General features: G+C 64.4%; 14 protein-coding genes and 1 riboswitch. Of the genes, 8 read left to right on the top strand and 6 right to left on the bottom strand.

Going from position 1 to position 22,332, the window contains the following annotated elements; translation table 11 throughout:
- Positions 1-35 precede the first annotated feature (35 nt).
- From ACREP4_RS07210 to ACREP4_RS07190, 5 genes are all read left to right on the top strand, one after another.
- On the top strand, positions 36-2,225 hold the full coding sequence (locus ACREP4_RS07210; RefSeq protein WP_431595495.1) for a formylglycine-generating enzyme family protein: 2,190 nt from the start codon (positions 36-38) through the stop codon (positions 2,223-2,225).
- Complete coding sequence (locus ACREP4_RS07205) at positions 2,222-4,078, top strand: glycoside hydrolase family 127 protein (protein WP_431595494.1); 1,857 nt, start codon at positions 2,222-2,224, stop codon at positions 4,076-4,078. The genes ACREP4_RS07210 and ACREP4_RS07205 overlap by 4 nt, the downstream gene beginning before the upstream one ends.
- 163 nt (positions 4,079-4,241) lie before the next feature.
- Entirely contained in the window at positions 4,242-5,435 is a 1,194-nt protein-coding gene (locus tag ACREP4_RS07200; protein WP_431595493.1) for a CaiB/BaiF CoA transferase family protein, read from the top strand.
- A 27-nt stretch (positions 5,436-5,462) separates the two neighbouring features.
- On the top strand, positions 5,463-6,422 hold the full coding sequence (locus ACREP4_RS07195; RefSeq protein ID WP_431595492.1) for a transaldolase: 960 nt from the start codon (positions 5,463-5,465) through the stop codon (positions 6,420-6,422).
- 8 nt (positions 6,423-6,430) lie between these two features.
- Positions 6,431-7,270 carry an acid phosphatase gene (locus ACREP4_RS07190; protein ID WP_431595491.1) on the top strand — a complete coding sequence of 280 codons (840 nt, stop codon included), beginning with the start codon at positions 6,431-6,433 and terminating at the stop codon, positions 7,268-7,270.
- Between the two features lie 471 nt (positions 7,271-7,741).
- On the opposite strand, the gene ACREP4_RS07185 is transcribed toward ACREP4_RS07190, so the two are convergent.
- From ACREP4_RS07185 to ACREP4_RS07170, 4 genes are all read right to left on the bottom strand, one after another.
- Positions 7,742-9,157, bottom strand: coding sequence for a coniferyl aldehyde dehydrogenase (locus ACREP4_RS07185; RefSeq protein ID WP_431595490.1), 1,416 nt, complete (start codon positions 9,155-9,157; stop codon positions 7,742-7,744).
- 385 nt (positions 9,158-9,542) lie between these two features.
- Entirely contained in the window at positions 9,543-11,264 is a 1,722-nt protein-coding gene (locus tag ACREP4_RS07180) for a cation acetate symporter (protein ID WP_431595489.1), read from the bottom strand.
- The gene (locus ACREP4_RS07175; RefSeq protein ID WP_431595488.1) at positions 11,261-11,578 is read right to left on the bottom strand and encodes a DUF485 domain-containing protein; all 318 of its coding nucleotides are present in this window, start codon (positions 11,576-11,578) and stop codon (positions 11,261-11,263) included. The genes ACREP4_RS07180 and ACREP4_RS07175 overlap by 4 nt, the downstream gene beginning before the upstream one ends.
- 150 nt (positions 11,579-11,728) lie before the next feature.
- Positions 11,729-13,162: a DcaP family trimeric outer membrane transporter gene (locus tag ACREP4_RS07170; protein ID WP_431595487.1), complete on the bottom strand. Its 1,434-nt coding sequence runs from the start codon at positions 13,160-13,162 to the stop codon at positions 11,729-11,731.
- Positions 13,163-13,401: 239 nt separating this feature from the next.
- On the opposite strand from ACREP4_RS07170, the gene acs reads away from it, so the two are divergent.
- From acs to ACREP4_RS07155, 3 genes are all read left to right on the top strand, one after another.
- Entirely contained in the window at positions 13,402-15,345 is a 1,944-nt protein-coding gene (gene acs, locus ACREP4_RS07165) for an acetate--CoA ligase (protein ID WP_431595486.1), read from the top strand.
- A 154-nt stretch (positions 15,346-15,499) separates the two neighbouring features.
- Entirely contained in the window at positions 15,500-16,165 is a 666-nt protein-coding gene (locus tag ACREP4_RS07160) for a response regulator transcription factor (protein ID WP_057634817.1), read from the top strand.
- Between the two features lie 279 nt (positions 16,166-16,444).
- A riboswitch (yybP-ykoY riboswitch) is annotated at positions 16,445-16,612 on the top strand.
- Between the two features lie 10 nt (positions 16,613-16,622).
- On the top strand, positions 16,623-17,204 hold the full coding sequence (locus tag ACREP4_RS07155) for a manganese efflux pump MntP (protein WP_431595485.1): 582 nt from the start codon (positions 16,623-16,625) through the stop codon (positions 17,202-17,204).
- A 213-nt stretch (positions 17,205-17,417) separates the two neighbouring features.
- Here the strand turns inward: ACREP4_RS07155 and ACREP4_RS07150 are convergent, their stop codons facing one another.
- Together ACREP4_RS07150 and ACREP4_RS07145 are read right to left on the bottom strand one after the other, a co-directional pair.
- Entirely contained in the window at positions 17,418-20,870 is a 3,453-nt protein-coding gene (locus tag ACREP4_RS07150) for a hybrid sensor histidine kinase/response regulator (protein ID WP_431595484.1), read from the bottom strand.
- Between the two features lie 432 nt (positions 20,871-21,302).
- Positions 21,303-22,328, bottom strand: coding sequence for an OmpA family protein (locus tag ACREP4_RS07145; RefSeq protein ID WP_431595483.1), 1,026 nt, complete (start codon positions 22,326-22,328; stop codon positions 21,303-21,305).
- Between the last annotated feature and the right edge of the window lie 4 nt (positions 22,329-22,332).

Below are 22,332 nucleotides of genomic sequence, written 5' to 3'. Positions count from 1 at the left end.
CCGTTGCTCTCCCCTGTACTTGCTGGATGAATACCATGACCTCGCGTTACACCACGCCCGATTACGACAACGACGCCGCCGACTACGGGCGCGAGGCGATTGCCACCGAATACAAGTTCTCGCACGTCACCACCGGCCGTTACCTGCCCACGCCGGGCAAGGCGCCGGCCTGGCCGTTTGCCGACATCGGCAGCTGGATGATTGATGCCAACGCCAGTGCCGGCGATTGGTTGACCGAGCTGAAGGACTGGCGCCAGGAACACCTGGTGCGTATCGGCTACACCGACGTGAACTACCGTCGTCCGGAACTGCAGTGGGCGCAGCGCAACTTCGTGCACGCGCAGATGATGGTCGAGGACCGTTACTTCTTCGACGTGGAGACCGCGCAGTACACGGTGGACAAATACCTGGACGATCTCACCGAGCGCTTCGGTGGCCTGGACTCGGTATTGATCTGGTACATCTACCCGAACATCGGCATTGATGACCGCAATCAGTTTGATCTGGCACACACGCTGCCGGGCGGGCTGGAAGGTTTGACCGCTGCAGTAAAGGCATTCCAGAAGCGCGGCGTGCGCGTGTTCCTGCCGGCCAAGCCATGGGATCACGGCACCCGCGATCCGGGCGTCAGCCACTGGGAAGGCATGGCCGAGATCATCAAGGCCACCGGCGCCGATGGTATCAACGGTGACACCTTCAACGGCGTGCCGCGCGCGTTCTTCGACGCCTGCGATGCGCGTGGCAACCCGGTGGTGGTGCAGCCCGAATCGACCATCAGCTCCGAAGAGCAGCTGATCTGGAACGTGCAGAGCTGGGGCAAGAAAGCCCCGGACGGCCCGGTGCCGCCGGTGTCCAAGTGGAAGTGGCTGGAGCCGCGCCACATGGTCAATTACGAAAACCGCTGGGGCCGCAACCGCAACCACGACCTGCAGTACTGCTTCTTCAACGGCATCGGCTACAACGCCTGGGAAAACATCTGGGGCATCTGGAACCAGTTCACCGCGCGCGACGGTGAAACCCTGCGTCGCATGGCGACGATCTACCGGCAGTTCCCGCAGCTGATCGTGTCGATGGACTGGGAGCCGTACCAGGTCTGCTACCAGGGCGGCATCTTCGCCAGCAAGTTCCCGGTCGATGGCCTGAGCCTGCACACCTTCATCAACCGCAACGAATACGCGGTCAACGGCGAGCAGATTGGTCTGCCGCATGTGGACGGCACGCGTTACTACGACGTGTGGCACGGCGTTGAACTGACGCCGGCCGTGCGCGATGGCGTGGCGGTGATTGAACTGCCGATGGAAGCACGCGGCTTTGGCGCGGTGTTGAGCGTGCAGCCGGGCGTTGCCGTGGAAGGATTGGATGCGTTCCTGATCGAAGCCGCCAAGCGCGGCGTGCAACCGCTCAACAGCTTCTCCGCCGCATGGAAAGCCATTCCGCAGGAGCTGCGTGAGATCCCGGCCACGCCGGCACACGCCGTTGCACCGCAAGGCATGGTCACCGTGCCGGCCGGCGAGTTTGTGTTCGCCGTGGGCGGCATCGAAATTGAAGGCTTCAACTGGGCCGGCCAGGACGTGCAGTTCCCGTGGGAAGACTGCCCGCGCCGTCATCACCGCAAGCTGATGCAGATGGACGCGTTCCATATCGACCGCTATCCGGTGACCAACGCGCAGTTCAAGGCGTTCATCGATGCCACGGGCTATCGCCCGGCCGACGACATCAACTTCCTCGCGCATTGGCTGGATGGCGCGCCGCGTGCGGGCTGGGACAACAAGCCGGTGGTGTGGGTGGGTCTGGAAGATTGCCGCGCCTACGCCGCGTGGGCCGGCAAGCGCCTGCCGCACGAATGGGAATGGCAGTACGCCGCGCAGGGCAGCGATGGTCGCGCCTATCCGTGGGGCAATGACTGGGACGACAACCGCGTGCCGCGCGTGAACCGTGGTCGCCGCGTGTTGGCACCGGCCGATGTCGATGCACACCCGCAGGGCGCCAGCCCGTTCGGCGTGGAAGATCTGGTTGGCAACGTGTGGCAGTGGACCGATGAATTCATCGACGAGCACACCCGCGCGGCGATCCTGCGCGGTGGTTCCAGCTACCAGCCGCAGACCTCGCATTGGTATTTCCCGCAGGCCTATCGCCTCGACCAGCACGGCAAATATCTGTTGATGGCACCGGCCAAGGACCGCAGCGGCATGCTCGGCTTCCGTTGCGTGGTGGACGCGGCATGAGTGCGGCCATCACCTGTGGCCAGCAGCTGATTGCACCGGCGGCGGTGCAGTTGGAGGGTCTGTTCGGGCAGATTCTCAGCGCCAACCGCAGCGGCCGCTTGAACCACTTCATCGTGGATGAAAGCAGCCCGTCGATCAGCATTTTCGGCCAGGCGCACAAGCAGCAGAATCAGGAAGGCGACTGGTACGGCGAACACGCCGGCAAGTGGCTGTCGGCGACCGCACGCGCCGTTGCACAGGGCGGGCAAGCGGCACTGGAAGCCAATCTGCGCCGCGTCGCGGATTGGTTGATCAGCCAGCAGGACGACGACGGCTACCTCGGCAACTACGCCGCCAACCGCCGCTTCACCGTGCCGCAGCCGCCAAAGCCCGAGAGCTGGAACGGCGAACCCGCGCTGCGCACCTGGGACATGTGGACGCACAGCTATCTGGTGCTGGGTTTCCTGGAAACCTGGCGTGCGCTGGGCGACGACAGTTACCTGCAGGCCGCACGTCGCATCGCCGACCTGTGCTGGCAGGCGCTGGAATCGGGCATCGACATCACCACGCTGGGCAACCACCACGGCATGTCGGCCACGGTGCTGCTGGACCCGGCTGCTGATCTGTATCTGGTCACCGGCGAGCCGCGCTATCTGGCACTGGCCGAGAAGATCCTGCAGCAGGCCAACGCCAATCCGCGTCTCGCGCTGTTGGACAAGGGCATCGCCAACGAAGATGCCGCCTTCATCGCCACCGGCAAGGCGTACCAGCTGTCGTGGAACCTGGTCGGCCTGGCCAAGTTGTACAAGGCCACCGGCAAGGCCGACTACAAGCTGGCCATCGACAACCTGTGGAACAACATCCGCGAGCAGCACCTCACGCTCGGCGGCGGCCCGTGGGGCGGCGTGGCGCATCGTTCGCGCGAAGTGTTCAACGCGCCGCGCACGTTCTTCCCGCAGGCCTATGTGGAAACCTGTTCGGTGCTGGCGTGGATGCAGCTCAACCGCGAGCTGCTGGCCATCACCGGCCACGCACGCTACGCCGACGAACTGGAACGCACCGCGTACAACGATCTGCTGGCGGCGATGGCGCCCAATGGTGAGGACTGGTGTTACTACACCTTCCCCAACGGCAAGCGCGTGCACACCACGTATTGGCGGTGCTGCAAATCCTCCGGCGCGATGGCAGTCGAAGAACTGCCACAGATCGCCTACGGCATCGCTGCTGACGGTGGCCTACGGGTCAACCTCTACGGCGCCGGTGAAGCCACGCTGGTGCACGCGGAAGCCGGCACCGTGCAGTTGCAACAGCAGACGCGTTATCCGTTCGACGGCCAGATCACGCTGCGCGTCATCCCCGAGCGCAGCGCCACCTTCGGCATTGGCGTGCGCATTCCCGCATGGGCCGAAGATGCGCGCATCCAGGTCAACGGCGTGAACGTGCCGGTGCAGCTGGGCGAAGACGGTTACGTGCAATTGCAGCGTGACTGGCAGGCCGGTGATCTGATCAGCGTGCAACTGCCGATGCAGCCGCAATTGCATCGCGCGGCCAACATCAACGTGCAGGAATCGCGCGCGCCTGATGGCTCGCCGGTCGCGCAGGAAGTGCTGCGTTGGGAGTACGTCGGCCTCAGCTACGGCCCGCTGGTGTACGCAACCACTTTGATCGATGGCTTCAAAACCGACGAGACGGTGAAGCTGCCGGCCGGTGATCCGTCCACCTGGTTGCAGGTGGGTGCGGATCAAGGTGAAGGCGCCACGCTGACGATGCAGTTGGACTGCCGCGCACCGTTGGTGTTCGAGCCCTACTACCGCTGCGGCGGCCGTGAAGACGGCGCCTGGCGCCTGAGCTGGCTGTCGCTGGCGCCGCAGTAAGCGAGCAGGCACTGACTGTGCCCGTTTGAAGCACAGTCAGTGCCGTCGTGGCAGGCGGGGATCGGACCGATGCAAGGTTTTTGTCCTCGCTGAAAATACCCGCACGATATGTTTCTTCCGGAATACCGGGAGGAAACTGCAAGCAAGGAATCGAGTGCACCCCATGTCAGGAAGCCACAGCCCATCTCCCTTTGATATCGCGCGCCGTGACGGCGCCGCAGGCCCGCTCAGCGGCGTCCGCGTACTGGACCTGAGCGCCTACATCGCCGGTCCGTACGGCTGCACGCTGCTGGCCGACCAAGGTGCGGAAGTCATCAAGGTGGAGCCACCGGTTGGCGACAACCTGCGCAAGTATCCGTCCACGCTGGAAGCCGAGAGCCGTGCGTTCCTCGGCGTGAACCGCTCCAAGCGCGGCGTGGTGCTGGACCTCAAGCAACCCGACCAGCGTGCGGTGCTGATGCGGCTGGTGCGCGACGCCGACGTGCTGGTGCACAACTTCCGTCCCAGCGTGCCGGCACGTTTGGGCATCGACTTCGATAGCCTGCACAAACTCAATCCGCGCCTGGTGTACTGCGCCGTCACCGGCTACGGCGAAGATGGTCCGCTCAAGGACAAGGCCGGCTATGACCAGGTGCTGCAGACCATGACCGGCATGTGTTCGATGCAGGGCAAGCCCGGCGGCGCTCCGGAAATTCTGTACGGCTCGGTGGTGGACTACTACGCCGCCGCGCTGGTCGCCGCTGGCGTGTCTTCGGCACTGTATGAGCGCGAGCGCAGCGGTGAAGGGCAGTACGTTGGCGTGTCACTGTTGCGCAGTGCATTGACCATGCAGTCGGCACGGATGATCTGGGCCGAAGGCGAGCCGGAGGGCGTGGGCCGCGACATGCGCTCGGGCGGTGTCACCGGCATTCACCCGACCGCGCAGGGCCACCTGTACATCTCGGCCAATACGCCGCGTTTCTGGCAGGCACTGTGCGACAAGATCGGCCTGCCCGGCTTGGCCACCGAGCCGCGCTACGACACCGTGCGCAAGCGCGCCGAGCACTCGGACGAACTGCTGGCGCAACTGCATGCCGCACTGGCCACGCGCAGCGCGTTGGAGTGGGAAACCCTGTTCGGCGAAGACGTGCCATGCGCGGCCGCACGCAAGGTGGAAGACATGTTCGACCACCCACAGGTGCTGGCCGAGGAAATGATCACCACGTTGCCGCATCCACTGCTGGGCAACTACCGCGGCATCACCCGCCCCATCGTGTTTGGTCGCACGCCCGGCCCTCAGCCGTTCGCTGCGCCAGTGTTCGACCAGGACACCGCTGCTGTCATCGGCACCACCGATGCTGGCGACGTCACCGCCTGATCGCGCCGACAACCTCGGAGTACCTGCATGACTGCTGCATCCAAACTCGCCCAGCTGCGCGAACTGTCCGTTGTTGTCGCCGACACCGGCGACTACGACGCCATCAAACGCCTGCGCCCGGTGGACTGCACCACCAACCCGACGTTGGTGAAAAAAGCCCTCGACCTGCCGGTCTACGCCGGCCTGATCGAGCGCGAGCTTCAGTGGGGCCGCGCGCAAACCGGTGACACGCAGGCCATCGCCAACGCCGTGGTTGATCGCCTGACCGTCGGCGTTGGCACCATGCTCGCCGAGCTGGTGCCCGGCCGCGTCTCCACCGAAGTGGACGCCGACCAGGCGCACAACACCGAGGCAACGATTGCCAAGGCGCGCGAATTCATCGCCATGTACGAAGCGGCCGGCGTGCCGCGCAGCAAGGTGCTGATCAAGATCGCCGCGACCTGGGCCGGCATCGAAGCCGCCCGCGTGCTGCAGGCCGAAGGCATCGACTGCAATCTCACATTGATCTTCAACCCGACCCAGGCTTTGGCCTGTTCGGAAGCCGGCGCGTTCCTGATCTCGCCGTTCGTCGGTCGCATTCTGGATTGGTACGTCGCCAACGACCAGACACCTGCGAGCATCGACGAAGACCCGGGCGTGCAGTTCGTGCGCGGCGTATTCGCCGAGTTCAAGCGTCGTGGTTCCAACACCGTGGTGATGGGCGCCTCGTTCCGCTCCACTGCGCAGATTGAAGCGCTGGCCGGCTGCGACCGTTTGACCATCTCACCGGACCTGCTGGAAAAGCTGGACGCCGATTTCGGCGAGCTGCCGCGCAAGCTGGTGGCCGGTGCTGCGCAAGCGGTGAATGTCGCTGCGATTGATGAAGCGCAGTTCGATGCGGATATGGCCGCCGATCCGATGGCGACCGAGAAACTGGCCACCGGCATCGACGCCTTCGCCAAGGATCTGCAGACCCTGCGTCAGACCATTGCTGCACAACTCAGCTGAGGGCCACCATGAATCCATTGCGCTCCCCATTTCCTGTATTGCTCGCCACGAGTCTGAGCCTGCTGCTCAGCGCATGTGCCACCACCGCCAACGCCCCCCACGAGGTTCCCGAGATCCGGCCCGGCGTTGCACGCGGCTATCTGGAGACCGCGCAGCTTCCAGACAGCGTGGCGCTGTTGCCACCGCCACCGGCACCCGGCTCTGCGGCGTTCGCACTGGACGAACAGGTCAATCTGGCACGCAACCTGCGCGGCACCCCGCGCTGGCAACAAGCCACGGCCGACGCCAACCTGCAGTTCCCCGAAGCCGCATCGATCTTCGCCTGCGCCATCGGCACGCGGATTGATGAAGCCACCACACCGCGCCTGTACGGCTTGCTGCGTCGCACCCGCACCGATGCGGCGGTGGTCAGTGATGCCGCCAAGGACCGTTACAACCGCGGCAGGCCATTCGTTGCCAATGGTCAATCCACCTGCACGCCGGACAAGGAAGCAGGGCTGGCCGAAAACGGCTCCTATCCCTCCGGCCATACCTCCATCGGCTGGGCGTGGGCGCTGATCCTGGCCGAACTGGCGCCGGAACGTAGCGACGCGATCCTTGCGCGTGGTCGCAGCTACGGCGAAAGCCGCCTGGTCTGCAACGTGCACTGGCATAGCGATGTTCTGGCGGGCCGCTTCATGGGCTCGGCAGTGGTGGCACGCCTGCATGCAGATGCCGCCTTCCGCAGCGACATGGACGCCGCACGCGCCGAGCTGACCAAAGTGCTTGCCACCGCACCGCAGCCACCGGCGAACTGTGCCGACATCGCCAGCGCACTGGCACAACCGCTGCCGGTTACCGCCTACTGAGTGTGCGCACTCGGCATGTGCAGGCAGCGGAGGCCTGCGTGTTTGAAGCGCTCAACGGCAATGCATCGCGTGTTGCAGTGCTGGTTTCCACGCGGCAACGCATGCGATGGCTTTCGACAGCAGCGTCCACTGCAATCGGCGACCTCCGGGCGGATCGCAGCCAGAGCGTTGGCTGGGATGCAGCGAAGCGGAATCCCAGCAAAGCAAGCACAACTCGAACCACTCCCTTCTCCCGCCTGCGGGAGCAAGGTGCCCCGAAGGGGCGGATGAGGGGAAGCTTTTGCTCCGTTTTGCTCTACGTGCTTTCAGAGCGCCATCACCCCAACCCCTCTCCCGCTTGCGGGAGAGGGGCTTCTTGATCGCAAGCTTTCCTGCAGGCTTCACCACGCTTTTCGACACCCGGCTCCCTCTCCCCCGTGCCGGTGTCACCGCAGCCAGCGCCCTGCGCTTGGCTGCGGTTTTTTCTACCAATCAGCGCGAAATCATGTCGATGAAACGCGCCACGCGCGCGTACGGCGGTCGCAGCAGGTCGCTGCCGGCGCGCTTGGTCTGCCACAGCACCGGCAGGCGCTTGCTCATCGCATCGAAGCCGGCGCGGCCGTGGTACGCGCCCATGCCGCTGGCGCCAATGCCACCGAACGGAAGGCCGTTGATCGCGAAGTGCAGCAGCGTGTCGTTGACGGTGACGCCACCGGAAACGGTCTGCCCGACAATCTTCTCCACCGTCGTTTTGTCGTGGCTGAAGGGATACAGCGCCAGCGGTCGATCGCGACCGTTGATGGTGGCGATGGCCTCCTCCAGATGCCGATAGCTGCGGATCGGCAGGATCGGCCCGAAGATTTCTTCCTGCATCACCGTGGCATCGTCGCCCGGTTGCAGGATCAGGGTCGGCGGGAACAAGCGCTCACGGCGCTGCCGCTCGGCGTCGATCTGCGCCAGTTCGATCACCTGCAGCCCGCGCGCGCGCGCATCGCTGACATACCCTTTCAGCCGCTCGAACTGCGCGGCATTGATGATGCGGCTGTAGTCGCCAGCATCGTCGAAGTTGCCGTAGCGCAGGCCCACCTGTTCGCGCAGCGCCTGCACCAGCGCATCCAGCCGGCCGTCATCGATCAACACATAATCCGGCGCGATGCAGGTTTGTCCGGCGTTGAACCATTTGCCGGTCGCCAAGCGCGCGGCCGCGCCAGCGATGGGGTAATCCGCCGCGATCACCGCCGGTGACTTGCCGCCGAGTTCCAGCGTCAACGGCGTGAGGTGTTGTGCAGCGGCAGCCATCACCTTGCGGCCGACCGCGGTGGAACCGGTGAACACCAGGTGGTCGAACGGCAGCGCCGAGAATGCCGAGGCCACACTCGCATCGCCCTGCACCACGCGCACGCGGTCAGCCGGAAATACATCGGCCAGCAACGACTGCAGAAACGCCGAGGTTGCCGGGGTGTGTTCGGACGGCTTGAGCAGCACATGGTTGCCGGCCGCAATCGCGGTGGCCAATGGCACCAGCGCAAGATTCACCGGGTAGTTCCACGGCGAGATCACACCCACCACGCCCACCGGCACCGCACGCACCTGCGCGCGCGCCGGCCAGAAACGCCAGCCCACGCCGATGCGCTCGGGCTTCATCCAGCGGCGCAGGTGCGAGAGCAAATGGTCAATCTCACCGGTGACCGTCATGCCGTCGGCAATGATGGATTCGTGGTGCGAACGGTGACCGAAGTCGGCGGAAATCGCTTCGCTCATCTGGCCGATGCGCGCCTTGAACACCGCGCGCAACCGTTGCAGGTCATCGCGTCGCTGCGTGTAATCCGGTCGTTGCTGCTGCCAGGCCTGACGTAATTGCGTCAGATGCGGCTGCAGATTGTTTGAACCATCGTTCTGTGGATCCATGGTGCCTCCCCCAAGATCAGCGGCCACTGTAAACCTCCGTGCGATCGTGCGTGAAGGGGAGTCTGCGGCGCAGACGTGATGCGCTGCGCAAAGTTGGGAGCGAAGGCGGTGGAGCTCCCCCTCCCCTTGCCTACGGCAAAGGGAGGGAGCGAAATGCGCGACCTGTCAGCCCCCCTTGCACGCCGCTTTTGCCCCCTCTCTTTCGCGCAGCGAAGGCGGGTGAAGAAGGGCTGCATGCGCGCCACTGGCGCGCGGCCTGATGAACGACCGAAGGCGGCGCCTTCGGGCCGGGCGGGCTGGAGAGGAGTGCTCTCCGCGCATCAAACAAAAAAGGCCGCCCCCTTGCGGAGGCGGCCTTTGCATTACCCATCAATCACTCAAGCAATCAATGGTCCGATGCCTTGCTCGCACCGATGCCGGTCTCAGCACGCACCTGCTGTGCCGGGTAAGCCGCACGTTCGGCCTGTGCGTTCTTGCTCTTGTCGGTCACCGAGAAGAACCAGATGCCGACGAAGGCAATCGTCATCGAGAACAGCGCCGGGCTGGTGTACGGGAACGGCGCGCTACCGGCGGCGTTGCCCAGCGTATCCACCCACACCGACGGCGACAGCAGGGTCAGGATCAGCGACGAGGCCAAGCCCAACGAACCACCAATCACCGCACCGCGGGTGGTGCAGTCCTTCCACAGCAGCGACAGGATCAGCACCGGGAAGTTGGCCGAAGCGGCGATGGCGAAGGCCAGCGACACCATGAAGGCCACGTTCTGCTTCTCGAACACGATACCCAGCAGCACCGCGATCACACCCAGCGCCAAGGTGGTCATGCGCGACACACGCAGTTCCGAGCCCGCCGGCGGGTTGCCCTTCTTGATCACCGTTGCGTACAGGTCATGCGACACCGCCGATGCACCGGACAGGGTCAGGCCTGCGACCACGGCCAGGATGGTGGCGAACGCCACGGCCGAGATGAAGCCCATGAACAGGTTGCCGCCAACGGCCTTGCCAACCAGCACAGCTGCCATGTTCGGGCCGCCCTGGATCGTGCCGGTGACCGGATCCGCATATTCCGGATTGGTCAGCACCAGTGCGATCGCACCGAAGCCGATGATGAAGATCAGGATGTAGAAGTAACCGATCCAGGTGGTTGCCCACAGCACCGACTTACGCGCCTGCTTTGCATCGGGAACAGTGAAGAAGCGCATCAGGATGTGCGGCAGGCCGGCGGTACCAAACATCAGTGCCATGCCGAACGAGATGGCCGAGATCGGGTCTTTGACGAAGCCGCCTGGTCCCATGATCGACAAGCCTGTCGCCGCCGCTTCTTCCGCCCCCTTGCCGCCGTTGGCTGCAATCTGGGTCTTGACCCGCACCGCCTCGCTGAACAGCGCCTCGAAGCTGAAGTTGAAGTGCCACATCACCATCACGGCCATGAAGGTGACGCCGAACAGCAACAGGCAGGCCTTGATGATCTGCACCCAGGTGGTCGCGGTCATACCACCAAACAGCACGTAGACCATCATCAACACGCCGACCAGCGCCACTGCGATCCAGTAGTCCAGGCCGAACAGCAGCTTGATCAGCGCACCGGCGCCGACCATCTGCGCGATCAGGTAGAACAGCACCACCACCAGCGTGCCGGACGCGGCAAACATGCGGATCGGCTTGGGCTGGAAGCGGTAACCCGCCACGTCGGCAAAGGTGAAGCGGCCGAGGTTGCGCAGGCGCTCGGCCATCAGGAAGGTCAGGATCGGCCAACCCACCAGGAAGCCCAACGCATAGATCAAACCGTCGTAGCCGTTGGTCATCACCGCCGCGGTGATGCCGAGGAACGAGGCCGCCGACATGTAGTCACCGGCGATGGCCAGGCCGTTCTGGAAACCAGTGATGCCGCCACCGGCGGTGTAGAAGTCGGACGCGGACTTGGTGCGGCCGGCGGCCCATTTGGTGATGCCAAGCGTGAACAACACGAACGTCGCGAACATGATGATCGCGGTCCAGTTGGTGGGCTGGCGCACGGTCTGGCCGATGTCGCCACCGGCGGCCATCGCCGCACCGCTGGCGATCAGCAGACCGAGCAAGGCGCCCGATCGGAGGACGGAGTGGTTCATTGCGCTTCCTCCACAATCTCTTCGGTCAACTTGTCGAATTCCTTGTTGGCACGGCGTACGTAGAAACCGGTGATCAGAATGGTGAACACCATCAGGCCCAACGCGATCGGAATACCGACGGTGGTGATCTTGCCGGCGCCGATCGGCGTGGCCAGGAAGGCCTTGTCGAAGGCGATCAGGCCGATGTAGCCGTAGTACCCCAGCAACATCAAGATGGTCAGGAACCAACCCAGCTTGTTGCGCGTGCTGCGCAACCGTTGGTATTTCGGGTTGGAAGCGATCCGCTCAACACGGGGATCGACGGAAGCATTCATTGGAATTCTCCAGATTTCGGGAATACGGCAGCGCTGGCGTGCGATGCACGCCGGTGCGTTGGCATGAGTGCTCCCCGTGGGGGTAGGGAGATGGGACGTACTGCGTTTTCTGCAATGACGCCGGCGTCATCACGACACCGGCGTCGGCATTCAGAAGCTGTACTTGGTGGTGAACTGCAAGCGACTGATATCGCCCTTCTTGCCGTTCTCGATTTCGCGCACGCCGTACATCAGCTCGGCGCCGATATCGACCTTGGGCATCGGGGTGTAGAACACGTTGCCACGGATGGACTGCACGCTCTTGGTCACCAGGTCACCGGTGATCGAGGCGTTGTTGTCGTAATCGCTGCGTGCGTAGATCAGGTTGGTGCGCAGCTTCGGGCTGAAGGCATGGCGCCAGCCCACATACGCGGCGACCACGCCGGTCGGATCGATTTCATCGCGGATGGCGTCATAGCCGCTGTCAGCGGTGATGCCCAAACCGATGTAACGCGAAATGCCTTCGCCACCGGTCAGCTGGTAATGCAGGCTGTCGCTGTCACCCATCACCCACTTGCCGCCCAGCGTGACGCCGCCGGCCACCTTGCTGGCGTCGGCACCGGTGAGCTGGTTGTCCAACTTGAGTTGACGCACCAGACCGGCGACGCCAAACGTGCCCCAGTCACCCTTCCAGCCGTAACGCACGGTCAGGTCCGGCATCGAGCCACGGTCGGAGTTGGCTACGGCCGGCACATTCCACTTGCCGGTCACCGGATTGAAGGCACCGGTGAGCGTGGTGGTTTCCGGGTTTTCCAAGGCAACGCTCAAGCCGCCATTGGTGTAACGGATCTGCGCCTGACGCACGAACACCACACCATCGGTCGGGCCGACGAAGTCGACCGCTTCCGGAATCGCGCCAGCGTCCATGAAGTTGGACCAGGTCTGACCGGCCAACCACTTGTTCCAGTACATGTAAGCGTGACGCAGGGTGACGCCGTAGGTGTTGGTGGCGGTCTGGTTGCCCAGCGAGTTGCCGAAGAAATCCATCTCGACCATGGCGCCGGCCTTGTCGCCGTTTTCGGCGACATGGTCCACGCCCAGATTGAAGCGCGAGAACTTGGCGTGCGCGTTGTAATCCACATCCGACGCCTTGCCGGTACCGCCGGCACCGTGCACCGGCGTCTGCCCAGGCAGGTACAGCGAGCGACCGGTGGCGTCATCCGCCAACTGACCATCGCCGGTACGCGTGGCCAGGAAGTCGGCCTTGATGAAACCACCAAATTTGAAGGTCGTGCCCGGTGCTGCGCCCGGGGTGATGCTGGTGACCTGGATCGGCTGCTTGCCTGCCGGCACGGCGGCCACGGCCGGGCGTTCGGCCTGCGCCGCGCGCACCTGCACCACGTCATTCTGGGTTTGGGTAATCACGCCCTGCTGTTGTTGCTGCGCCGACAGCAGCAGCTGCACCTGTCGCTCCAGTTCGATCACGCGTGATTCAAGCGCCCGCTCTTTAGCGGTTTGGGCGAAGGCCATGCCGGGCACCAGCAGCGCCACGAATACCGCGGCAGCCAGCGGCCGACGGGCCGTTTTCAAAAGATGTGTATTCATTGGATCAGCCTCTCTCCCGACCGGCGTTGTGAACCGCAGCAGCGGCACGTTCCCGGGCAGGGTGCGCGGCGCCGATGGCGGGCGGCTATTCGCCATTAGTCGTAAGTGACGGCGCATTCGACCATCGTCTAACAGCGGGGGCAGCGCGATGCGGGGCGGATGCGGCACACTTGGGGTGTCCGGCCATGTCGCATGACATGGCTCATTCATTGGTTACAAGTGCAAAGGTGAGGGTTGCCATGACTGATGTTTATCCCGTTGAATCCGCATTCGCCGCGAAGGCCCGGATCGACAAGAACACGTATCAACAGCTGTACCGCGAATCGGTGGAAAACCCCGATGCGTTCTGGGCCAAGGCCGCAGAACGTCTGGACTGGTATGTAAAGCCGACCAAGATCAAGAACGTCAGCTACAAGCTCGACGATTTCCGCATCAAATGGTTCGAGGACGGTGAACTCAACGTCAGCGTCAACTGCCTGGACCGGCAGCTGGCCACGCGTGGCGACAAGACCGCGCTGTTGTTCGAGCCTGATGGCCCGGACAGCCCCGCGCAGAAGGTCACCTACCGCGAACTGTACGAACGCGTCTGCCGCCTGGGCAACGCACTGCGCGCGCTCGGCATCAAGAAGGGCGACCGCGTCACCATCTACCTGCCGATGATCGTCGACGCCGCCGTGGCCATGCTGGCCTGTGCCCGCGTCGGTGCGATTCACTCGGTGGTGTTTGGTGGTTTTGCCGCCAACTCCATCGCCGACCGCGTCGGTGACTGCGCCAGCAAGCTGATCATCACCGCCGACGAAGGTCTGCGCGGTGGCAAGAAGGTGCCGTTGAAGGCCAACGTCGATGCCGCGCTGAAACTGCCCGGCACCAATACCGTGGAAACGGTGCTGGTGGTGCGCCACACCGGTGGTGCGGTCGATATGCAGGCGCCGCGTGACCGCTGGTTCCACGACATCGTCGACACGCAGCCGTCGGTGTGCGAACCGGAGCGCATGAACGCCGAAGATCCGTTGTTCATCCTGTACACCTCCGGTTCCACCGGCAAACCCAAGGGCGTGCTGCACACCAGCGGCGGCTACCTGCTGTACGCGGCGTACACGCATGAAGCAGTGTTCGACCTGCGCGAAGACGACATCTACTGGTGTACCGCCGACGTGGGCTGGGTCACCGGCCACAGCTACATCGTCTACGGCCCGCTGGCCAACGGCGCCACCTCGGTGATGTTCGAGGGCGTGCCGAATTACCCGAACACCTCGCGCTTCTGGGAAGTGATCGACAAGCACCAGGTCACCATTTTCTACACCGCGCCCACCGCCATCCGCGCGTTGATGCGCGAAGGCGCCGAGCCGGTCAAGCGCACCTCGCGTTCCAGCCTGCGTCTGCTCGGTAGTGTCGGTGAGCCGATCAATCCGGAAGCCTGGCGCTGGTACTACGAAGTGGTTGGCGATTCGCGCTGCCCCATCGTCGATACCTGGTGGCAGACCGAAACCGGCGGCATCCTGATTTCGCCGCTGCCCGGTGCCGTCGACCTGAAGCCGGGCTCGGCAACGCTGCCGTTCTTCGGCGTGCAGCCGGCGCTGGTCAGTGCCGATGGCGAGCCGCTGGAAGGCGCCGCCGAAGGCAACCTGATCATCCGCGACTCCTGGCCGGGCCAGATGCGCACCGTGTACGGTGACGACCAGCGTTTCATCGACACCTACTTCCGCACCTACCCGGGCAGCTACTTCACCGGTGACGGCTGCCGTCGCGATGAAGATGGCTACTACTGGATCACCGGCCGCGTCGATGACGTGATCAACGTCTCCGGCCACCGCATCGGCACCGCCGAAGTGGAAAGCGCGCTGGTCTCGCACCCGAAGGTGGCCGAAGCGGCCGTGGTCGGCTTCCCGCACGAGATCAAGGGCCAGGGCATCTACGCCTACGTCACCTTGGTCGCTGGCGAGCCGCAGACCGACGAACTGCTCAAGGAACTGGTGGTGTGGGTGCGCAAGGAAATCGGCCCCATCGCTGCACCGGATCACCTGCAGTGGGCACCGGGCCTGCCCAAGACCCGCTCGGGCAAGATCATGCGCCGCATCCTGCGCAAGATCGCCGAGAACGCGCCGGACCAGTTGGGCGATACCTCCACGCTGGCCGATCCCTCGGTGGTTGCCTCACTGGTGGAAGAGCGCAAGGTTCGATAAGGCCGGGAACGGGGAACAGGGAAGTGGGAATGCACGGTCCGAGTGACATCATTCCCCACCCGTTCCCCGTATATTGCAGAGGCAGCGGCCAAACCTGCTGCCACTGCACTGCTTCATTCCCGGTTCCCCATTCCCCGTTCCCTGTCTTAACCCCATGCCTACCCTTCTGATCGCCGATGACCATCCGCTGTTCCGCGAAGCCCTCAAGGGCGCGGTGCAACGTGTCATTCCCGGCGTGCAGTTGTTGGAGGCCGATAGCGTGGAAGCGCTGTATACGCTGGCCGAACAGCATCCCGATGCCGACCTGGTGTTGATGGATCTGAACATGCCCGGGGCGCAGGGTTTCAATGCATTGGTGCATCTGCGCTCGCTGCACCCGCAGTTGCCGATTGTGGTGGTCTCCGCCCGCGAGGAACCCACGGTGATGCGCCGCGCACTGGATCACGGCGCGTTTGGGTTCATCCCGAAATCCGCCGATTCGGACACCATCGGCCACGCGCTGGGCACCATTCTCGATGGCGAGCGCTGGGCACCGGCCGAGGCGCACAACGTGCCGCCGACCGATCACGAAGAACGCGAAGTTGGCCAACGTCTACGCGAGCTGACCCCACAGCAGTTCCGCGTCCTGCAGATGCTGGGCGTGGGCCGCTTGAACAAGCAGATCGCCTACGACCTGGGCGTTTCCGAAGCCACCATCAAGGCGCACGTCACCGCCATCCTGCGCAAGCTCGGCGTCACCAATCGCACCCAGGCGGTGCTGATGGCCGGCAAGCTCGCCATCGACGACGACGCCATCGTGCTGCCGCCGGAAGAAGACTGAGCCACGCTGCCTGGCGGGCTTCGTCGGCTGGGATGAAATCCCTGTGCTGCATTGATCCTTCGACAAACGGCTGGAATTTCATCCCAGCCTGCGGCGGTGCCTGTCTCACTTGCCGCATTCCTTGTCTGCGCTGTGCGTGAGTCGCTGGCTCGTGCGTGCTACGGGTTGATGCGTTGTTTCTTGGCGGAGCTGCTTTCCGCTTCGCGACTTGCACTGCTGCCGCACGCCACAAGGCTGAATGGTGCCCTGAACGCCCGGCGATGATGGTGCTGCTACAATCCGCATTCCCTTGGGGAGTAGCCTGCTTCCAGCATTGGAAGCGCCCACGTCAACATACTCGGCCATTGCGCCGTGGCGTGGGCAGCCAGACCCGGTTGGCGAGACCAGCGGCACGCGTGCGCAACTTCAGGTTGGGCGTGCCGTGTGCCGTTTGTGTCCGCCCGACCCGGTACCCCAGATGTCCCCACTCTCCATCCTGCTTGTTGGCTTTGCCATGTCCACCGACGCCTTCGCCGCTGCGGTCGGCAAGGGCGCTGCCATGCGCAAACCGCGCTTCGTCGACGCACTGCGCGCCGGTTTGATCTTCGGCGTCATCGAAGCCATCACCCCGATCATCGGCTGGCTGCTGGGCCGTGCCGCTTCGCAGTATGTGGAAGCGTTCGATCACTGGATCGCCTTCGTGCTGCTCGGCGCGCTGGGCGTGCACATGATCGTTGCCGGGCTCAAACCGGACGATGCGGAAGCCGATGATGCGGCGGATGAAAAGCCGCGACACGGTTTCTGGGCGCTGGCCGCCACCGGCTTTGCCACCAGCATTGATGCGATGGCGATTGGCGTGGGCCTGGCCTTTCTGGATGTGCATATCGGTGTAGTCGCGCTGGTGATCGGCCTGTGCACGCTGACCATGGTGACGCTGGGCATCATGCTTGGCCGCGTGTTGGGCACGCTGGCCGGCAAGCGCGCGGAAATCGTAGGCGGCGTGATCCTGATCATCATCGGCTGCACGATTCTTTATGAGCATTTGAGTGCGGCGGGGTGAGGTTTGTTTTTGGGGTTGAGTGCTGAAGCAGAAGCAACGCCAAAAGCAGAAACCCCCTTCCCTTGCGCGTCGCGCAGGAGAGGGCTCGCTTCTTGCAGCGAGCCGTGACTTCGGAGGTGCACTGCTTTCGTCGGCTTTGGAGCGATTCGTGGTTTCGCGACTGAAGTCGCTCCTGCGTTGCTCCTACGCCGCTCCGATAGTGCGCCTGCGTTGCTACGCGCCGCCTTGGCGCCGGCGCGGGTCATTCAATGCGGTGAGGAACGCACGCAGCGATGCCGGCTTCACCGGTTTGGTCAGCACACGGTAGCCGCGTTCGCGCGCCATGCGCTTGAGTTCGTCGCGGCCGTCGGCGGTAAGCAAGGCGCCAGGCAGCGGGCGGCCTGCGGCTTCGCGCAGGGCAACCAGCGTGTCGAGGCCGTCCAGGCGGTCGTGCAGGTGGTAATCCACCAGCATCACGTCCGGCTCCTCGGCTACTTTCTTCAACGCCATGTCCACGGTGCTGGCGGCGATGACTTCCACCTTCCAGCGACCGAGCAGGGCGCGCATGCCGTCGAGAATTTCCTGATCGTTGTCCACGCACAACACGCGCATGCCGGCCAATGAATCATCACCGCCGAATGCGGAAATCTGCTTGGCGACGGCTTGCGGCAAGCTAGGTGCGGCGACACGCGGCAAGGTGATCGAGAACATGCTGCCGTGGCCGATCTGGCTGCGTGCATTCAAGCCGTGGTCAAGCAGGCGCGAGATGCGTTGGCAGATGGAAAGGCCCAGACCCAAGCCCTGCTCGCCCCAGTCGAACGGCTGCTGGTAGCGATGGAACTCCTTGAAGATCTGCTGCATGTGGTGCTCGGGAATGCCCGGGCCGGTATCCCACACCTGCAGCTCCACCTGCTCGCCGCGCACGCGCAGGCCCAACACGATGCGGCCAGTGCGGGTGTAACGCAGTGCGTTGGCCATGAAGTTCTGCAGCACGCGACGCAGCAAGCGGCGATCACTGCGCACCCATGCCGGGCGCGCGAACACATGCAGACGCAGACCGCGCCCGGCTGCGATCGGCGTGTACTGCGCGGCCATTTCGCGAACCAGCACGCTGGCATCGAAATCGGTGATGGTCGGGCGCAGGCCGCCGGCATCCAGACGCGACACATCGAGCAGGCCGTCGAGCAGTTCTTCGGCGGCACGCAACGAGGCGTCCACGCGTTCGGCCAAGTGTCGTTGTTCGTCGGTCTCGTGCAGGCTGTCGCGCAATGCCGAGGCAAACAAGCGTGCAGCGTTGAGTGGCTGCAGCACGTCGTGACTGATCGCGGCCAAAAAACGGGTCTTGGATTGCTGCGCGGCCTCGGCCGCCTGCGAGCGTTCGGCGACGCGCTGTTCCAAGGTTTCGTTGGCTTCCAGCAATGCCTGCTCAGCCTGTTTGAAATCGGTGATGTCGTTGTAACTGGTGACGTAACCGCCACCGGGCAACGCCTGCCCGCGCAGTTCAATCACCTTGCCGTCGGCGCCGGTACGCTCGAACACATGCGGCGAACCGGCGCGCATGTAGCCGATGCGCCGATTGATCTGCACTTCGGTATCGCCCGAGCCCAGCTCACCCCGCTCGGCGTTGTAGCGAATCAGATCGGCGACGGGCCGACCGACGTAGAGCATGCCGTCGGGATAGCCGAACATCTGTTGATAGCGACGGTTCCATGCGGTGAGCCGCATCTCAGGATCGACCACGCTGACGCCGGCACTGATGTTCTCCAACGTGGTGGACAGAATCTCGCGGTTGAAGCGCAACTCTTGCCCGGCTTCATCCAGCACCGCCACCACTTCGCCCAGGTCCATGCCCGAGCCACGCAACAAGCTGGTCAGCAACAAGCGTGCCGACGCCGCACCGATGGACGCGGCCAGAAGACGTTCGGTGAACTGCACCCACACGCGGTCGGCAGCAGCCGAGGGCAGGAAATCACGTTGTAGCAGTTGTGCCTGTTCGATGAAGGAACGGCGGGCGCGGCTGTCGCCGATCACGCGCGTGGCCAACGCCAACAAGTCACGCACTTTGACGTGCGCCGGCCAGTCGCCGGCAACCACCGGGCGCTTGGCATACGGATCAAGAAACGGCGCCGCACGCAGGCGCTCGGCGACATCGGGTCGCCAGCGCATCGAAACCAGCAGCATGGTGGCGGTGTTGAGCAGCAGCGACCAGAACGTGCCGTGGGTGAGTGCATCCCAACCGGCCAGGCCGAACAGCTGCTCCGGGCGCAGCCATTCAATATTGAATGGCCCGTGCTGCAGCAATTCGCCGCTCAACCAGCCGCCGTGACTCAATGCCGGAATCAGCAGCGTGTAAATCCACACGCCGAAGCCGACCAGCATGCCGGTCTCCACACCGCGACGGCTGGCACCGCGCCAATACAGACCACCGATCAAACCGGGCGCGAACTGCGCCACGGCCGCGAACGCCATCAAGCCGTACGTGGCGAGCATGGTGTCGTTGTTGCTGCCGCGGTAATAGCCGTACGCCACCAGCGCCAACAACAGGATCGCCATGCGGCGGATCCACAACACGCGCGAGGCAACGCTGGCCGCTTCGCGATGATCGCCACTGCGACGCAGCAGCACCGGCATCACCAGATCGTTGCTGATCATGGTGGCCAGCGCGATGGACGACACGATGACCATGCCGGTCGCCGCCGAGAAGCCGCCCACATACGCGGCCAGGGCCAACGCCATGCTGCCTTCGGACATCGGCAGTGCCAGCACCAGCGTGTCGTCGGAGGCCAGGCCGGTGCCGAACAGCGTCGCACCTGCGGTGGCGATGGGGATGATCATCAGCGAGATCACCACCAGGTAGCCGCCAAACATCCAGCGCGCGCGGCGTACGTCACCGGCATTGCCGCATTCCACCACCGCGACATGGAACTGGCGTGGCAGGCAGATCAACGCCAGGAAACTGAGCAGCGTCTGCGAGACAAAGCCGACCGGCGGCATGCCCTCGAACAAGGTGCGTGCTGAGCGCACCACCGACTCGCCGCGATCGGAGATCAACAGGTAGGCGAACACGCCCACCGCGACTATCGCGATCAGTTTGATCATCGACTCCAGCGCGATGGCCAGCATCATGCCGTGGTGGTGTTCGGTGGCATCCACCTGGCGCGTGCCGAACAGGATGGCGAACAAGGCCATCAACAAGGCCACATACAGCGCCGGGTCGGTGAACACGCCCTTGCCGCCGGCATCGCCGCTGAGCACCTGCAGGCTCATCGCAACCGCTTTGTATTGCAGCGCCAGGTACGGCACCACGCCGATCAGCGCGATCAAGGCGACCAATGCGGCCAAGCGCCGCGAGCGGCCGAAGCGCGAGGAAATGAAGTCGGCGATGGAAACCACATTCTCGGTGCGGGCGATCAGCGCCAGCCGCTCGATGATGCGCCAGCCGAACGCCAGCATCAGCAGCGGGCCCAGATAAATGGGCAGATAGCCGATGCCGTAACGCACGGCGGTGCCGACGCCGCCATAGAAGGTCCACGAGGAGCAGTACACCGCCAGCGCCAGGCTGTAGACCACCGGCCGCAGCCACGGGCGGTCCGGATACATCGGGCGGCGGTCACCCCACCACGCCACGCCGAACAGCAGCGCGGCGTAACCGAGTGACACCAGGAGCAGGATCCAGCTGGAGACCAAGGGCGTACCCGTTGAAAGGAGCGGCCCAGTGTAGCCATTCCGGCTGGGTGGGGCTTTTGCGGGGCCCTGATCAGCGTCGAATCTCAGCCGAACGGCCAGGGAGCCAGGAAGGCATGGATCACTCCCTTCTCCCGTTTGCGGGGTGAAGGCATGCGGCTTACGAGCCACCGGCTCGTGCATGACTGAACGCCTCGCACGCGGGAGAGGGGCTCCCAGCTGAGACTCGACGCTAATCAGGTTGCAGGGCGGGGGTGCAGCTGGCCGGTGCTCAAGCGCTCCCCTTCCTCCGCCCTCTCCTTCGCCGCGCTGCGCGAAAGGGAGCGGGTAGAAGCGGCGGCGTTGCTCCCTCTGCCGCTGCTTCGCCGTCGAAGGCGCGAAAACAGAACGCCCCGGCATTGCCGGGGCGTTCTGAGTTCAACACTGGCCTGAAACTTACTGCGCCAGCTCGAAGCGCACTTCCACGCGGCGGTTCGGCAGCAGGCATTCCAGCAGCGCGGCGCGGGGCTTGACGCCTTCGCACTGCTGTACCTGCTGGGTGTCACCGCGGTACTCGAAGCGGATCTTGTCGGCAGGGACGCCGCGGCCGATCAGCACCTCGCGTACCGTCGCGGCGCGACGCTCGGACAAGGCCTGGTTGTGGTCGAAGCCCTTGCCCTGCATGCGATCGGCATGGCCGACCAGCGCGACGCCGGCCAGTTCACGCTTCTCGGCGGCGATGGTGGCCAGTGCGCGGTCCACGCTTTCCAGCGAGTAGGTGCGGATGTCCTTGTAGCCGTTGCGGTCGAACTCGAACAGCACGTTGGCAATCAGCGGGCCCGCTGCCGGCGCAAGCGGTGCCACCGGGCCTGCCGGGTCCACGCCGCACAGGCGCGCGGCGGTTTCGGCTTCGTTGACCAGATCTTCGGCGATCTGGATGTACGGCTTGGAGTGGCGCCACTGCTGCTGGTTGAACTCGTTGCCGGCATGCACCAGCTCCACTTCACCGCAGGCCACTTTCTGCGCGGCGCAGGCAAAGCCCGGGGTGCCGTGGATGACTTTCAGGCGCTGCCACAGGTCGGCACGCAGGTACTTGGCGTCGTTCACCAGGGCGGTGTCGGTGGGGATCGGCGAGACGCCGTTCTCCATGTCCACGATCAGCTTCTCCGACTCGGTCAGTGCTTCCTGCGGGAACGCGCTGCGGTCGTTGCGGGTGTATTCGTGGAAGGACACGTCCAGCCAGCACTGCGCCTTGGACAGGTGGTAGTCGCGGATCGGGCGGCCACCGTCGTTGAGCGCCTGGATGCGGCCCTGGGTGGCCTCGTAGGATTCCAGGTCGGCATGGATGGCTTCATCGCTGATGCGCTTGGCCTGCGGGTTGAGCTGGGTCTGCTGGGCGTTGGCGCCGGCGGCGACCACCGTGAGCACGGCAGCGGCCAGCAGGGAGCGGAACGCGGGGGTTTTCAGATGTGAAAGCGTCATGGTG

This window comes from Stenotrophomonas sp. (assembly GCF_050737575.1).
In the GTDB taxonomy this organism is placed as follows: Bacteria; Pseudomonadota; Gammaproteobacteria; order Xanthomonadales; family Xanthomonadaceae; genus Stenotrophomonas.
The sequence above is the reverse complement of the archived record's forward strand: the minus strand, read 5'-3'. Positions and strand labels throughout refer to the sequence as shown.